Annotated in this window: 13 protein-coding genes and 1 pseudogene; 2 read left to right on the top strand and 12 right to left on the bottom strand. The window is 73.1% G+C overall.

The window, feature by feature from the left end; all coding sequences use genetic code 11:
* Nucleotides 1-147 precede the first annotated feature (147 nt).
* The 5 genes and pseudogenes from ACIPLC_RS36705 to ACIPLC_RS36685 form a co-directional block, all read right to left on the bottom strand.
* Nucleotides 148-762 carry a TetR/AcrR family transcriptional regulator gene (locus ACIPLC_RS36705; RefSeq protein WP_400477400.1) on the bottom strand — a complete coding sequence of 205 codons (615 nt, stop codon included), beginning with the start codon at nt 760-762 and terminating at the stop codon, nt 148-150.
* Nucleotides 763-891: 129 nt separating this feature from the next.
* Nucleotides 892-2,520 (bottom strand): thiamine pyrophosphate-binding protein, encoded by a 1,629-nt coding sequence (locus ACIPLC_RS36700; RefSeq protein WP_400477399.1) that lies wholly within the window; start codon nt 2,518-2,520, stop codon nt 892-894.
* A gap of 113 nt (nt 2,521-2,633) precedes the next feature.
* A pseudogene (gene speB / locus ACIPLC_RS36695) lies at nt 2,634-3,611 on the bottom strand (agmatinase); the annotation flags it as partial.
* 99 nt (nt 3,612-3,710) lie between these two features.
* Nucleotides 3,711-4,544, bottom strand: a complete 834-nt coding sequence (locus tag ACIPLC_RS36690; protein ID WP_400477398.1) for a class II aldolase/adducin family protein — start codon at nt 4,542-4,544, stop codon at nt 3,711-3,713.
* An 11-nt stretch (nt 4,545-4,555) separates the two neighbouring features.
* Entirely contained in the window at nt 4,556-6,040 is a 1,485-nt protein-coding gene (locus ACIPLC_RS36685; RefSeq protein ID WP_400477397.1) for a sodium:solute symporter, read from the bottom strand.
* Nucleotides 6,041-6,309: 269 nt separating this feature from the next.
* On the opposite strand from ACIPLC_RS36685, the gene ACIPLC_RS36680 reads away from it, so the two are divergent.
* Complete coding sequence (locus ACIPLC_RS36680) at nt 6,310-7,872, top strand: PucR family transcriptional regulator (protein WP_400477396.1); 1,563 nt, start codon at nt 6,310-6,312, stop codon at nt 7,870-7,872.
* Between the two features lie 170 nt (nt 7,873-8,042).
* Here ACIPLC_RS36680 and ACIPLC_RS36675 read toward each other — a convergent pair whose 3' ends face one another.
* Both ACIPLC_RS36675 and ACIPLC_RS36670 read right to left on the bottom strand, forming a co-directional pair.
* Nucleotides 8,043-9,161, bottom strand: a complete 1,119-nt coding sequence (locus tag ACIPLC_RS36675) for a methyltransferase domain-containing protein (protein ID WP_400477395.1) — start codon at nt 9,159-9,161, stop codon at nt 8,043-8,045.
* A gap of 26 nt (nt 9,162-9,187) precedes the next feature.
* Nucleotides 9,188-9,325 carry a hypothetical protein gene (locus tag ACIPLC_RS36670; RefSeq protein ID WP_400477394.1) on the bottom strand — a complete coding sequence of 46 codons (138 nt, stop codon included), beginning with the start codon at nt 9,323-9,325 and terminating at the stop codon, nt 9,188-9,190.
* Between the two features lie 214 nt (nt 9,326-9,539).
* On the opposite strand from ACIPLC_RS36670, the gene ACIPLC_RS36665 reads away from it, so the two are divergent.
* Nucleotides 9,540-9,794, top strand: coding sequence for a hypothetical protein (locus ACIPLC_RS36665; RefSeq protein WP_400477393.1), 255 nt, complete (start codon nt 9,540-9,542; stop codon nt 9,792-9,794).
* Between the two features lie 80 nt (nt 9,795-9,874).
* Here ACIPLC_RS36665 and ACIPLC_RS36660 read toward each other — a convergent pair whose 3' ends face one another.
* The 5 genes from ACIPLC_RS36660 to ACIPLC_RS36640 form a co-directional block, all read right to left on the bottom strand.
* On the bottom strand, nt 9,875-10,015 hold the full coding sequence (locus tag ACIPLC_RS36660) for a hypothetical protein (RefSeq protein WP_400477392.1): 141 nt from the start codon (nt 10,013-10,015) through the stop codon (nt 9,875-9,877).
* Between the two features lie 247 nt (nt 10,016-10,262).
* Entirely contained in the window at nt 10,263-11,513 is a 1,251-nt protein-coding gene (locus ACIPLC_RS36655; RefSeq protein ID WP_400477391.1) for an NAD(P)/FAD-dependent oxidoreductase, read from the bottom strand.
* Entirely contained in the window at nt 11,510-11,743 is a 234-nt protein-coding gene (locus ACIPLC_RS36650; RefSeq protein WP_363633301.1) for a ferredoxin, read from the bottom strand. The genes ACIPLC_RS36655 and ACIPLC_RS36650 overlap by 4 nt, the downstream gene beginning before the upstream one ends.
* An 81-nt stretch (nt 11,744-11,824) precedes the next feature.
* Nucleotides 11,825-13,063: a cytochrome P450 gene (locus ACIPLC_RS36645; RefSeq protein WP_400477390.1), complete on the bottom strand. Its 1,239-nt coding sequence runs from the start codon at nt 13,061-13,063 to the stop codon at nt 11,825-11,827.
* Between the two features lie 138 nt (nt 13,064-13,201).
* Entirely contained in the window at nt 13,202-13,684 is a 483-nt protein-coding gene (locus tag ACIPLC_RS36640) for a MarR family winged helix-turn-helix transcriptional regulator (protein ID WP_400477389.1), read from the bottom strand.
* Nucleotides 13,685-14,039: the final 355 nt, after the last annotated feature.

Below are 14,039 nucleotides of genomic sequence, written 5' to 3'. Positions count from 1 at the left end.
GCGCTGCGGGGCGGGGCGGCCGGGCGCGGGCCCGGGCCCGCCTGGCGGCCGCCTTGGGCCCGGCCGCGGCGAACCCGCTGCGGCGGGCGGGGGGGCGGCGGGGGGGGGCGGGCCCCCCGGGGGGGGCGGCCGCCACCCGCCTCGGCGTCAGGGGGTGCGGGTGCGCAGCTCGGGGGCGGGGCAGGGCAGCGGGCGGGCCCCGGTGGGGGTGAGGCCGTCGAGGACCAGGGCCAGGTACCGGCGCCAGCCGTCCTCGCGGGGTTCCATCGTCCACAGCACCGAGACCAGCATGACGACGATGCGGTGCAGGTCGTCGGGTACGAGGTCGGCGCGGATCGCGCCCGCGTGCTGACCACGTGCCAGGAGGGCGTCGAGGGCGGTGAAGAACTCCTGCCCGGTCGCCGGGGTCAGGACGCCGGCGGTGCGGGCGGCGGCCAGGACGTTGTAGTCGCTGGCCACCGATTCCAGGGCCGCTTCCAGTACGCGGGCCAGTCCGACAGCGGGGTCGGGGTCGTGGGCGGCAGCCTGGATGACGGGACGGACGAGTCCGGCGAAGCGCTGGTCGAGTACGGCCCGCAGCAGCGCGGCCTTGTCGGGGAAACGGCGGAAGAGCGTGGCGGCCGCGACGCCAGCCCGGCGTGCCACGTCGTCGAGGTGGGCGTCGGGGCCTTGTTCGGTGAAGACCTCCCGGGCAGCCCGGATGATCTTCTCCGCGTTGCGGGCGGCGTCGGCGCGGAGCAGCCGGGGGGAGTCGAGGGCCATCCCGGCAGCCTATCCAAGGGCCGGCGGAACGGCGTCGGACGGCCGGGGTGCGTGGTGGTGTGCGATCAGGTCGACGGGGGGAGCGCGCCGGGCGCGGGCAAGGCCGGGCCGTCGCGCCCCCTCCGTGGCTCAGGCGTCCAGGTGGGTGGGCGCGAACATCCGCAGCACGGTGGGCAGGACCAGCACGTTGGGGCCCGGGGCGGCGAGTGCGGAGGCCAGGTCCCGTGCGAGGTCGTCGGGTGTGGTCCAGGCGGCCGGGACGCCGAAGGACTCGGCCAGACGGACGAAGTCCGGGCGGGTCAGTTCGGTGGCGGTGGCCTCGCCGAAGGCGCCCGTCATGTACTCGCGCAGGATGCCGTAGCCGCCGTCGTCGATGATCAACCAGGTGACGTTGAGGCCGAGTTGGCGGGCGGTGGCGAGTTCGGCGATCGAGTACATCGCGCCGCCGTCGCCGGAGACGGCGAGGACCGGGCGGCCGCCCGCGGCCACGGCGGAGCCCAGTGCGGCGGGGTAGCCGTAGCCGAGGCCGCCGGAGCCCTGGGCGGAGTGCATCGCTCCGGGGCGGCGGGCGTCGAAGGCGGACCAGGCCCAGTATCCGAGGATCGTCATGTCGAAGAAGACCGGCGAGTCGTCCGGTAGCGCGTGGCGAACGGACGCCAGCAAGTCCTGTTCGAGTTCCAGCCCTTGGCCGTCGATCCGCTCCCGGACGCGCCTGAGCAGTTCTGCGGTGACCGCCTCGGCCCGTCCGTCCGGTACGGCGGCCGGTACCGAGTCGGAGAGGGCGGCCAGGGCGAGGCGGGCGTCGGCGTGGATGCCGAAGGCCGGGTGGTTGGCCTCCAGCTTGCCCGCGTCGGCCTCGATCTGGACGATCCGGCCGCGCGGCGCCAGGGTGTGGTAGTTGCTGGACAGTTCGCCCAGGCCGGAGCCGACGACGAGCAGGACGTCGGCGTCCTCCAGCAGGTCGGTGGTGTAGCGGTCCTCCAGCCAGGACCGCAGCGACAGCGGGTGCTCCCAGGGGAAGGCCCCCTTGGCGCCGAAGGTGCAGGCCACCGGGGCCCGCAACAGCTCGGCCAGCTGCAGCAGTTCGCCACTGGCTCCGGCCCGGACCACACCGCCTCCGGCCAGGATCACCGGGCGCTCGGCCTCGGCCAGCAGCACCGCCGCCTCGGCGATCAGCTCCGGGCGGGGGGTCGGCGGCCGGGGTTCGGTGCGCAGCCCGGTGACCGGCGGTACGGTCACCGGCGCGAGCAGGACGTCCTGCGGGATCTCCACCCACACCGGCCCGTACGGCGCGCTCAGCGCCGATTCCCAGGCGGCGGCCAGCGCGGAGGGGATCTGTGCGGGGGTGCGGGCGGTGTGCACGGACTTCACCACGTCGCGGAAGCTGGCCTGCTGGTCGACGAGTTCGTGCAGGTAGCCGCGCCGCCGCCCACCCAGCCCGGCCGAGGGGATCTGGCTGGAGACGGCGAGCACCGGCACGGAGGCGGCGGCGGCCTCCTGGAGCGCGGCCAGCGAGGTGAGCGCGCCGGGCCCGGTGGACAGGAACAGCGGGGCGACCGTCCCGGCGGTGCGGGCGTAACCGTCGGCGGCGAAGCCGGCGTTGTTCTCCACCCGCAGCCCCACGTAGCGCAGGTCGGAGCGGCGCAGCGCGTCGAACAGGCCGAGGGCGTGCTGGCCGGGCAGGCCGAAGACGCATCGGGCGCCGAGCGTGGCGAGTGACTCGACCACCAGGTCGCCGCCGTTGCGGGGGTGCGTCATGCGCGCACCTCGCCGGCGGCGTCGCGGGACTCCGTGCAGGCGTCGGCGTCGGCGTCGGCGTCGGCGCGGCCGTCCGGGCGGCCGGCCACACCGGCTCGCGGACCTGGCTCCGCCCGTTCGCTCGCGATCTGACGGGCCATCAACGTCGTCAGCTCGTAGGCGGTGTGCGAGGCGGCCACGGCGGTGATCTCGGCATGGTCGTACGCGGGCGCGACCTCGACCACATCGGCGGAGACCAGGTGGCAGCCGCTCAGGCCGCGCAGGATCTCCAGCAGCTCGCGCGAGGTGAGTCCGCCGGCCTCGGGGGTGCCGGTGCCGGGGGCGTGCGCCGGGTCGAGCACGTCGATGTCGATGGAGATGTACAGGGGGCGGTCGCCGACCCGCTCGCGCAGCTGCTGGGCGACCTCGTCCACGCCGCGCCGCAGGACGTCGGCGGAGGTGACGATGCCGAAGCCGAGCTTCTCGTCGTCGGTGAGGTCCTGCTTGCCGTAGAGCGGCCCGCGGGTGCCGACGTGGGAGAGGGCGGAGGTGTCCAGGATTCCCTCCTCGACGGCCCGGCGGAACGGTGTGCCGTGGGTGTACTCGGCGCCGAAGTAGGTGTCCCAGGTGTCCAGGTGGGCGTCGAAGTGCAGCAGCGCGACCGGCCCGTGCCGGCGGGCCACGGCGCGCAGCAGCGGAAGCGCGATGGTGTGGTCGCCGCCGAGGGTCATCAGCCGGGCGCCGGTGTCCAGCAGTTCGCCGGCGGCTGCCTCGACGGTGTCGACCGCCTCGCGGATGTCGAAGGGGTTGGCGGCGATGTCCCCGGCGTCGGCGACCTGGGCGAGTGCGAACGGCGAGGCGCCCTGGGCCGGGTTGTAGGGGCGCAGCAGCCGGCTGGCCTCGCGGATCGCGTTGCCGCCGAAGCGGGCGCCGGGCCGGTAGGAGACGCCGGTGTCGAAGGGCACGCCGACGACCGCGACGTCCGCGCGCGGGACCTGGTCGATCCGGGGCAGGCGGGCGAAGGTGGCGGGCCCGGCGTAGCGCGGTACGCGGGAGGAGTCGGTGGGGCCGAGGGGGCTGTGGGGGGCGTGGGGGTCGGGGGCGGTGCTCATGGCAGCTCCTGGAGTCGGTCGGGCGGGGCGCTGTCGGGGCGTTGTCGGGGAGTCGGCGTCGGGGCGTCGGCGGGCGGGGGTTGCGCCGGGTCGACGGGGTCAGTTCGCGTGGTCGGGGGCGATCCGGTCGGCGAGGCGCAGGAGGGCGGCCCAGGCCAGTTCGGCGGCCCGGTCGTCCTGGAGGTCGGATCCGTGCTCCTGGCCGGTCAGCTGGCGGGCGGTGAGCTCGGCGGTCTCGCGGGACGGCAGGACGAGCGGGCCGCCGCCGGCCTGGGCGGCGATCTGGATCTCGCAGGCCTTGTCCAGGTAGTACATCCGCAGGAAGGCCTCGCCGGGCGTGCGGCCGACGGTCAGCAGGCCGTGGTTGCGCAGGATCAGCGCCGGGTGCCCGCCGAGGTCGGCGACCAGTCGCTCCTGCTCGGCCAGGTTGAGCGCGACGCCCTCGTAGTCGTGGTAGCCGACCCGGTCGTGGAACTCCATCGAGATCTGGTTGAGGGGCAGCAGCCCGTCCCGCTGGGCGGCGACCGCGCAGCCCGCCCGGGTGTGCGTGTGCAGCACGCAGTGGGCGTCCTGACGGGCCGCGTGGACGGCGCTGTGGACCACGAAGCCGGCCGGGTTGACCGGGTGGGGGGTCGGCTCCACCGGGTTCCCGGCCAGGTCGATCTTGACCAGGTCGGAGGCGGTGATCTCCTCGAACAGCAGGCCGTACGGGTTGATCAGGAAGTGCTGCTCGGGGCCGGGGACGCGGACCGAGATGTGGGTGAAGATCAGGTCGGTCATCCGGAAGTGGGCGACCAGCCGGTACACGGCGGCGAGTTCGCGGCGCAACCGGGCCTCGGCCGGTGCGGGCGGCGCCGTCGGTCCGGACGGTCCGGACGGTCCGAGCGGGGCGGGTGGTCCGGACGTGACGGTCGGTGCGGCGGGCAGGCCCATGAGGCTTCCTCTCAGAGCGCGGCGGCAGGGGCGGTGGCGGTGGGGGCGGCCGGGGTCTCGGTCCGCCCGGCGAGCCGGCCGCGCCAGTGCTCCAGCACGGTGGCGTCGGTCGGGCGGGTGGCCAGGCTGACGGCCAGGTAGGCGACCAGGCTCACGCCGAGACCGAAGTAGATCGGCTCGTTGGCAAGGACACCCTTGGCGGCCATCAACACGATCACGGTGCCGCCGCCCGCGATCATCGCGGCGAGCGCGCCCGGCAGGTTGCCGCGCCGCCAGACCAGCCCGCCCAGGATCGGCACCAGCAGGCCGCCGACCAACAGGTTGTACGCGACGGTGAGCGCCGAGATCACGTCGTCCAGTGCGCAGGCGACGCCGATCGACAGCGCGCCGAGGGCCACGATCGCCAGCCGGTTGGACCGCACCTCGTCATGGTCCGTGGCCGCGGTGCCGGGCCCTCCCCGGCCGATGAGCGGGCGTACCCGGGCCCAGATGTCGTTGTTGGCCACGGTGGCGGAGGCGATCAGCGCGCCGCTCGCGGTCGACATCATCGCGGACAGCGCGGCCGCCAGGACCAGGCCGCGCACCCCGGCCGGCAGCGTGCTCTTCACGATGGTCGCGAACGCGCTGTCGGGGCTGGCCAGTTGAGGGTAGATCGCCTTGGTGGCCATCCCGATCACCGCGCCGGCGACGGCGTACGCCAGGCAGTAGGCGCCGGCCACCGTGCCGCCGTACGTGGCCACCCGGTCGGTGCGGGCGGTGAACACCCGCTGCCAGATGTCCTGGCCGATCAGCATGCCGAAGGTGTAGATCAGCACGTAGGTGAAGACGGTGTCGCCACCGATCGAGCCGAACGAGAAGTAGCCGGAGGGCAGTTCGGCCTTCAGCCGGGCGAGGCCGCCGGCCTTCACGACGGCGACCGGCAGCAGCAGGAACAGCACCCCGATGCTCTTCACCACGAACTGCACCATGTCGGTGAGGGTGATCGACCACATGCCCCCGAGCGCCGAGTAGCCGACCACGATGGTGCCGCCGATCACCACGGCCGCCCAGCGGGGCACGTCGAACAGCACGTCGAAGACGCTGGCGTAGGCGATCGTCGAGGTCACCGCGAGCATCAGGGTGTAGACCCACATGACCATGCCGGAGATCACGCTCGCCGCCCCGCCGTAGCGCAGCGACAGCATCTCGGCCACGGTGTACACCCGCAGTCGGGCGATCCGGGCGGAGAAGAGGATGCTCAGCGCCAGCAGGCCGAGTCCGATCGCGAACACCATCCAGGCGCCCGACAGGCCGTAGGAGTAGCCGAGTCGCACGCCGCCGATGGTGGAGGCACCGCCGAGGACGACGGCGGCCATCGTCCCCGTGTACAGCACCGGGCCCAGGCGGCGGCCCGCGACGAGGAAGTCCGCCTTCGAGGAGGCGCGCCGCTTGCCCCACCAGCCGACGCCGACGATGCCCAACAGGTAGCCGATCATCACGACGTAGTCGAGGGTCATGGGGGTCCTCCGATCCGGCCGGACGCGCTGGGGGAGCGGGTCGGGCCAGGGCTGTGGGTGGGGGAGCGGGCGGGGCGACGAGCGGGACTGGCAGGGCTCAGGGCCCAGGGCTCACAGGAGGGCGGGGAACGGGTGGGACGGGCCGGGGGTGCCCGAGCGGAAAGCGCCGTGCGCTGAACCTAAACCGCCCCGCCTGGCCTGCAGAAGTATCGGTTTCATCCAATATCGTGGGGTCAGATGTGCAAAACCTCCGACGAAAGGCCGCCGGCGTGCCGAAGCCAGCCCCCGCTCCCGCCTCCGGCAGCCCCGCCGTCCCGCTGACCACCCTGCTCGCCGACCCCGTGCTCGGACTGCGCCGGATCGCCGGCCCGGTCGACGACCGGCTGATCGGCACCGTCGGCACCACCGAGGTCGAGAACCCCGGCCCCTACCTGCTCGGCGGGGAACTGCTGCTCACCGCCGGCGTCCGCCTTCCGCAGGACGCCGAGGGCATCGACGCCTACGTGCGCTGCGTCGTCGAAGCGGGCGCCGCCGCCCTCGGCTTCGGCGTCGCACCGGTCTACGAGGAGGTGCCGGCCGACCTGGTCGCCGCCTGCGACCGGCACGGTCTGCCCCTGCTGCGGGTGCCCGACGGCACCCCGTTCGTCGCCGTCGGCCGGGCCGCCTACTCGGCGATGGCCGAAGCCGCCCACCGTGGCCTGCGGCAGATCTCCGATGCCCAGTCCGCACTCGCCTCCGCGGCCGCCCGCCCCGACGCGCTGCGCGCGGTCGTCCAACAGCTCGCCGTGCACCTGGGCGGTTGGACGGCACTGCTGGACGGGCGCGGCGTCGAACTGTTCAGCGCCGGAGTGCGCCCGCCCGGGCCGGTCCCGGCCGAACTGCGCGCCCTCGCGGAGCGGACCACCGTGCGTGCCGCAGGCCGCGCCCAGCCGCCGACCGCCGCCGCCCAGCACCACGCCGGGCGGCACCTGACCGTGCGGACCCTGCCCGGCTCGGACGGTTCCGGCGGCCCGCTCACGCTCGTCACCGCCGCCGAAGAGCCGCCGACCGCCGTCCACCGGTCCGTGGCCGGGGTGGCCGTGGTGCTGCTCTCGCTGCTCACCAGCCCGCGGCACGCGCTCGGCACGGACGCCCGCAGTGCGGGAGCCCTGGTGCGGCTGCTGCTCGGCGCCGCGCCGCAGGAGGCGGCGGCCGCCCTGCTGCCGCCCGACGGGGCCTGGGTGGTGGTGCACGGCCGGCTGACCGGCCGGGCGGGCGGTGGCGGGGAGGCCGTCCAACTCGCCGCCCTCGGTACCGCCCTCGGCACGCCGCACCTGGACCTGGACGGCGCCCGGCTGCGGGCGCTGCTGCCCGGCTCGGCGGCTCCGGACCGGGTCGTGGACACCGAAGCCGCCGCCCGGCTCGGCTGGACGCTCGGCGTCAGCGCGCCCGCCCCCACGGCGGAGCTGAGGATCGCCGACGCCCAGGCCGACCGGGCCCTGCGTCATGCGCTGGCCACCGGTGCCGCCGCCGTCCACCACCGCGAGGCCGTCGGGCCGAGCGTCCACACCCTGGTCGCCCCCGAGGACGCCGCCGCCCACGCCCGCAGCACCTTCGCCCCGTTGACCGCCGCGGGTACCCCCGGGCCGGCCGTGCTCCGGGAGACCCTGCGCACCTGGCTCGCCCTGCACGGCAGCTGGGACCGCACCGCGGCGGCGCTCCAGCTCCACCGCAACACCGTGCGCCAACGCATCGCCCGGGTCGGCGAGTTGCTCGCGGTCGACCTCGGCGACGCGGAGGTCCGGATGGAGCTCTGGTTCGCCCTGCGCTGGCTCCCGCCCGGCGCGGACTGACCGCGGGCCGTCCGGCGGCTCCGCGCGGAGGGACCGGGTCTTCCCCCAGGAGGTGTGCCGGCCGCAGTACGACGCCATCGAGAGGAAAGCCGATTCCCGCTCTGCGCGAGCAAGGGGCGCGGGGAAGCAAGCGGGTCTGATCGCTTGAAACCCCGGGCCCGGTCATCTCTCTACTTGCGGTGCCCCGGGAGGGGGTTGCCTGGCTCGTCCAACCAGGCTGTCTGTCCGGCAGGTGTCACCGTGAGCCCGTACCGCTCGTAGCCGGGGCGCCCGGAGGCCGTCCACCGGGTGTAGGCGGCCTCCATCTCGTCCCACAGTTGCCGGGGCCCGGACTGGCGGACCTCGAACCGGGATTCCCCGGGCACGGAGTCCACCGTTGCCCAGGACGTGACCGCCGTGTCAAACAGCCACCACGTCCAACCCGAACCGAACCCGTTCCGCCGGTAGTACACATCCGGCAGGGCGAGGGCGCAGGCGAACTGAGCCAACCAGTCGTCCCCGATGGCTTCGGGGTCAAGGCTCGTCCAGGACTGCCCGGAGTCGCCCGGCCAGTCACCGGGCAGGTAGGCATCCACCGGAGTTCCCTGGTAGCGCTGCTGGCGGAGCATCATGAACGCCGCCGATCGGGTGAACGGACCGCTTGCCGTCCCGTCGCTGCCCACCGTGAGCCGCGCGACCGCCCCACCGCCCAGCAGTGGAGAGACGGGGCTGACGATCACCCCGTCCGGCCGGGTTTGAGCTACCCAGGCGGGCGGGATGTCCCGCAGAGACACAGTGGAGATGATCCGGTCGTACGGCGCGCGCACGCCCCACCCGAGCGAGCCGTCCCCGCACACGACTTCGGGGGTGTAGCCGGCACTGCGAAGTGCGGTGCGGGCTTGCGCGGTGACCTGTGCGTCCACCTCGATGGTGGACACCATCTCGGCGCCCAGGCGATGTGCCAACAACGCCGCGTTGTAGCCCGTGCCCGTCCCGATCTCGAGCACCCGATGCCCGGAGACCGCGTCCAGGTCGGACAGCATCTCGGCCACCATCGTGGGCATCGACGCCGACGACGTGGGAGTACTGCGGTCGCCGTCCACGGCCCCGTCGTCCCACTGCGTGACGATCGGCAGGTCACTGTAGGCGAGCCGCATCCACCGTTCAGGCTCCTCGGACCGGCTGCACTCGGTGTCGCCGCCGTCCTCGTCCGCCCAGATGGTGTCGGGGAGGAACGCGTGTCGCGGCACGGCGGCGAAGGCCGGAGCCCATTCGGTGGGCAGGGAACCGGTGTCGGTGAGCGCCGCCACCAGTGCGGCCCGCTGCTGTTCGGGGGTCAACTCTTCTTGTGCTTCGGTGCCGGGGTCGGGTTCTGGCCGTCCTTCGAGGGATTCGGGCCGATGGCCGGAGAGCCGGGCTTGGCGTGCCCGCCACCCTTGCCGTCGTTCGGGCCACCCTTGTTTTCGTCTCCCATGGTCAGCGTCCTCTCTCGTTTCGGCCTGGGGGAACGGTGTTGCTCCCGCTACACCCGAGGGCGTAGCGAGTACCTGCCGTGCGGTAGGGGTAATACCCCGCCCCGGGCGGAATGGACCTCAACCACCAGCCCGGGACGGGAGTTCGACAGCCGACCGCCTGCTCACGCGGCCGAGGGTCAGTGGACTCTCAGGACGACCTACTGCGAGGCAGTAGTGAAGATCGAACTGCATTCCTACCCCGATGGCCTCCACGACGCGCAGGCCATTGATCCGACCCGGATTTCCCCCAGCAGCCCCAGCGCCTGTCACTTCTCCCTTGTGGACAACGGCAGCGTCATCTACTACTCGGACGGCCAGCCGAACCCCGCCGCGCAGTCGCCGTGGGAGTATGACGGTCCTGGTCACAGCATGTATGGCAAGATCTATGACTCGATCACGGGTGAGCAGCCCACCAGCACTCCCAACTAGCGGATGAGCTGGACGACGGCGCCGACGACGGTGGCGACGGTCGCCAGCGGGAGTGCGTACTTCCGCGTCTCCAGAGTTCGTCACCGGGCCTCGTGGTCGGCGAGTTGATCGCGGACCTCCTGCGTCTGCCCACCCAGGGACCGGACGTCGGAGCGCATGCCTACGATCTCGTCGTAGATCGCGCGCGGGGACACCCGGACGGACAGGTCGTCGTCGCCCACGCTCACCCCCTTCTGTCAGCCGGTCGGGACGCGGAGCCGGTCCCACGAGGCCTGGCGCGGGACGCCGTCGGAGGCTACGCCACGCCTGTCAAGATCGGCAACGGCTATCCGTCGGGGGAGCTGCTGTTCTGAGCGACGCCGACGCCGACGTGGTCATCCCGGGGGTGAAGGCGGCCGGGCCCGGCCCCCGCCGACCCCATTCGCCCATGGCACCGACGCGACTCGGTCCCTGACCGGGGGGCGGAGGTCATGAGTACACCCCGAGTGTTCGAGGTCGTGTGCTCTCCCACCAACGGTCGACCGTCAGTGGGGGACACGGCCCGGCGTCCGTGACGGCGGTCCAGAGCGCGCGCTCGACGACCAGCGGGCGCAGCATGCGCAGTTCGCGGGGGGCGTTCCAGCCGAGCACGCCGACCACCACTCCTCGGTGGCCGTAGGCGGCGGTGAAGCGGCCGTTGGACGGGTCGCCGGAGAGGACGCGTAGGTCCGCGTCGGGCGGGAAGATGCCGTACGCCTGGATCCTGGTGTCGTACTGGTCGGTCCAGAAGTAGGGCACGGGGGCGAACGGGGTGGCGTCGCCGAGCAGGTTGCCGGCCGCGGCGACGGCCTGTTCGGTGGCGTTCATCCGGTGCTCCAGCCGGATGCGGGTGCCGAAGTGGGGGTTGTGCCAGGAGGCGACGTCGCCGGCGGCGTAGATGCCGGGTGCGGCCCGGCACCACGCGTCGCACACCACCCCGTTCCCCAGGCGCAGGCCCGAGCCGGTCAGCCAGCCGGTCGCGGGGGTCGCGCCGACGGCCAGGACGACGAGGTCGGTCGGCAGCGTGGTGCCGTCGCCGAGCTCGACCCCGGTCACCCGGCCGCCTGCGCTGCGCAGCCGGCGCACCGGGATCCCGCAGCGCAGCCGGGTCCCGTGGGCGCGGTGCAGGTCGGCGACGAGGGCGCCGATGCGCTCGCCGAACGGGCGGCGCACCGGGACGGGCTCCGGCTCGACCACGGTCACCTCCAGGCCCATGATCCGGGCTGCCGCCGCGACTTCGGTGCCGAGGAAGCCGGCGCCCACCACGACCACCCGGGGCGCGGCGAGCAGCGCGGCTCGCAGGGCGAGCGCATCGTCGAGCGTGCGCAGGACGTGCACCCCGGCCAGATCGGTGCCGGGCAGGCGCCGGGGGGTCACCCCGGTGGCGATGACCAGACCGTCGAAGCGGATGCTCTCGCCACCGCCCAGCCGTACCCGGTGCCCCGCGGCGTCGAGGGCGGTGGCGGGCTGTCCGAGGTGCAGGTCGGCCTCCAAGCGCGCGAGCTCGTGCGGGGAGCGCAGGACGGCTCGCTCGGCGGGCCAATCACCCGTCAGGATCCGCTTGGACAGCGGTGGCCGGTCGTAGGGTGGGCGGGGCTCGTCGCCGATCAGGGTGAGGTGGCCGTCCCAGCCCCGGCGGCGGAGGGTCTCGGCCGCGGTCAGGCCCGCGGCCGAGGCCCCGACGATGACGATCCGCTTCACTGTTCGCCCTCCTGTTCCTCCTGCTCCGCTTTCTCCTGTTCCGCCACCCAGATCGCCTGGGCCGGGCAGAGGACGGCGGCCTGCCGGATGTCGTCCATCAGGTGGTCGGGCGGGGTCTCGGTGAGCAGGACGACGATGCCGTCCTCCTCACGCTGGTCGAACACCTCGGGCGCGGTCAGTACGCACTGGCCGGAGGCGACGCACTTGTGCTGGTCGACGATGACTTTCATCGGAATCCTCCTTGTTCGCACGGCACTTGTCCGCACGGCACTCATCCGCACGGCACTTGTCCGCACGGTTCTTGTCCGCGCTCACCAGGTGACGGGCAGCGCGTAGACGCCGTAGACGTTCCCGTCGTGCTTGAACGGGATCCGGTCCGGATCGACCGCGAGCCGCAGGGCGGGGACGCGGCGGTAGAGGGTGCCGTAGACGACCTGAAGCTCGACCCGGGCCAGCGGCTGGCCCAGGCACTGGTGGACGCCGAAGCCGAAGGCCACGTGGTGGCGGGGGTTGCGGGCGACGTCGAGCCGGTCGGGGTCGGGGAAGGCGGCGGGGTCGCGGTTGCCGATGTCGTTGGCGAGGACGACGCCTTCGCCGGCGTGGATGGTGACCCCGCCGATCTCGATGTCCGCCAGGGCCACGCGGCGCCGTCCGCTGTGCACGATGGTCAGGTAGCGCAGGAGTTCCTCGACCGTCGAGGCGATCAGCTTCGGATCGTCGCTCGCGCGCAGCCGGGCCAGCTGGTCGGGGTGTTGCAGCAGGGCCAGGGTGCCCAGCGCGATCATGTTCGCGGTGGTCTCGTGCCCGGCGATCAGCAGCAGTATCCCCATGTTGGCCGCCTCGTGTCGGGAGAGTTCGCCGCCCCTGACCCGCCCGGCGAGGGCGGAGAGCAGGTCGTCGGTCGGGTGGGCGAGCTTGTCGCCGATCAGCCGGTCCAGGTAGTCGGTCAGCTGCTGGGTGGCAGCCCGTGCCTGCTCCGGGGTCGTGGTGCGCTTGACGAGGAGCCTGCTGTTGGCCTGGAAGAAGTCGTGGTCGGCGTACGGGACGCCGAGCAGCGCGCAGATCACCAGTGAGGGCACCGGCAGCGCGAACGCCTGGACCAGGTCCACCGGCTTGGGCCCGGCGAGCATGGCGTCGATCAGGTCGTCGACGATCTTCTGAACGGTCGGCCGCAGCGCCTCCACCTGCTTGATGGCGAAGGTCGCGGTGACCATCCGGCGCAGCCGGGCGTGTTCCGGATCGTCCATGGTGATGAAGGTCCGTGACTGCCTGCGGCGCTCCTTCGTGGCCGGGCTCTGGTGGGGGTAGTGCGGGTGGGTGCTCTCCGAGCTGATCCGCGGATCGGCCAGCAGGGTCCGCACGTCCTCGTAGCGGGTGACCAGCCACGGGGTGCTGCCGTCCCACAGCCGCACCCGGCTGATCGGGGCCTGCTCCTGCAGGGTGTGCAGGGTCGGCGGTGGGTCGAACGGGCAGCCGGCTGCCCGGGTCATGGGGTAGTCCGGTACCTCCGCCGGCGGGACGTCGGTGCCGGATGCCGAGATGGTGCTCATGGTTCTCCGCCCTTTCGGAAGTCCGATGGGAGGGCAGGTGGCGGGATCGGGGCCCGGCGCGCGCGGGGCGCGAGACGGGGCAGCGGAGCAGGTCCTGCCGCCTGCGGGAGGAGATCTCGAAGAAGGTGCCCCGGGGGTTCAGGAAGCCGTTCCGCCACGGGTGGTGCGGGGCGACGGGACTTCCCGGAGCAGCTGGCGGACGATGGGCAAGGCCGCGTGCATGGCCTCGCTCAGCGCTTGCACGTCCTGATCGGGCAGCGCGGTCAGCAGGCCGGCCACCCGGGCTCGCTGCGCGCGGTGGCGCTCGGCCAGCAGCTCGTGCCCGGCATCCGTGATGGCGACGAGGCAGACACGCCCGTCCTCGGGATCCGCCATCCGCGACGCCAGGCCCTGGCGTTCCAGTCGTTGTACCAGCGCGGTCATCGACGGTTGGGCGATGCCCTCCGCCGCTGCCAGCGCGGTCAGCCGGATCGGGCCCTCCCGCTCCAGCCGGCCGAGCGCCGCGACGGTGGTCAGGCTCATGCCCTGCCGGTCCGACAGGAGATGCCTGACCAGCCCGGTGGCCAGCTCGTTCAGCGCCGCCGCCACCTCCTGGAGACCCTCTTCGGGTGTCTCATCCATACCTCATCTATATCACTCATCTATATTGACTGTCTATATATCCGAGTGATACGGATGGGAAGTGGATCGTTAGGGGTTCTGGTCACAGCCAAGGCGCCACCGCGGCGTCGGAAGAAGGTGATGACCGTGATCCGCACCTACGCCCCGGACATCTCCCCGCGGCCGGCCACGGCCCGGCGTTCGCCGCCATCGGGCCACGCCTGGGCCCTGGCGCACCGGCCGGAAGCCGCCGGAGACGCCCGCAAGATCACCCAAGGGGTCCTCTCAGTGGGGGTTTTGGGATCTCTGATCCCATAAATGGCTTATGGTCACGTCGCTTTGATTACGCTATGCCCGATAGATGAACAACATCCAT

The sequence above is a fragment of the Kitasatospora sp. NPDC086801 genome (assembly GCF_044745805.1).
Classification (GTDB): Bacteria; Actinomycetota; Actinomycetes; order Streptomycetales; family Streptomycetaceae; genus Kitasatospora.
Note: the sequence above shows the minus strand (reverse complement) of the source record. Positions and strands in the feature narration are given on the sequence as shown.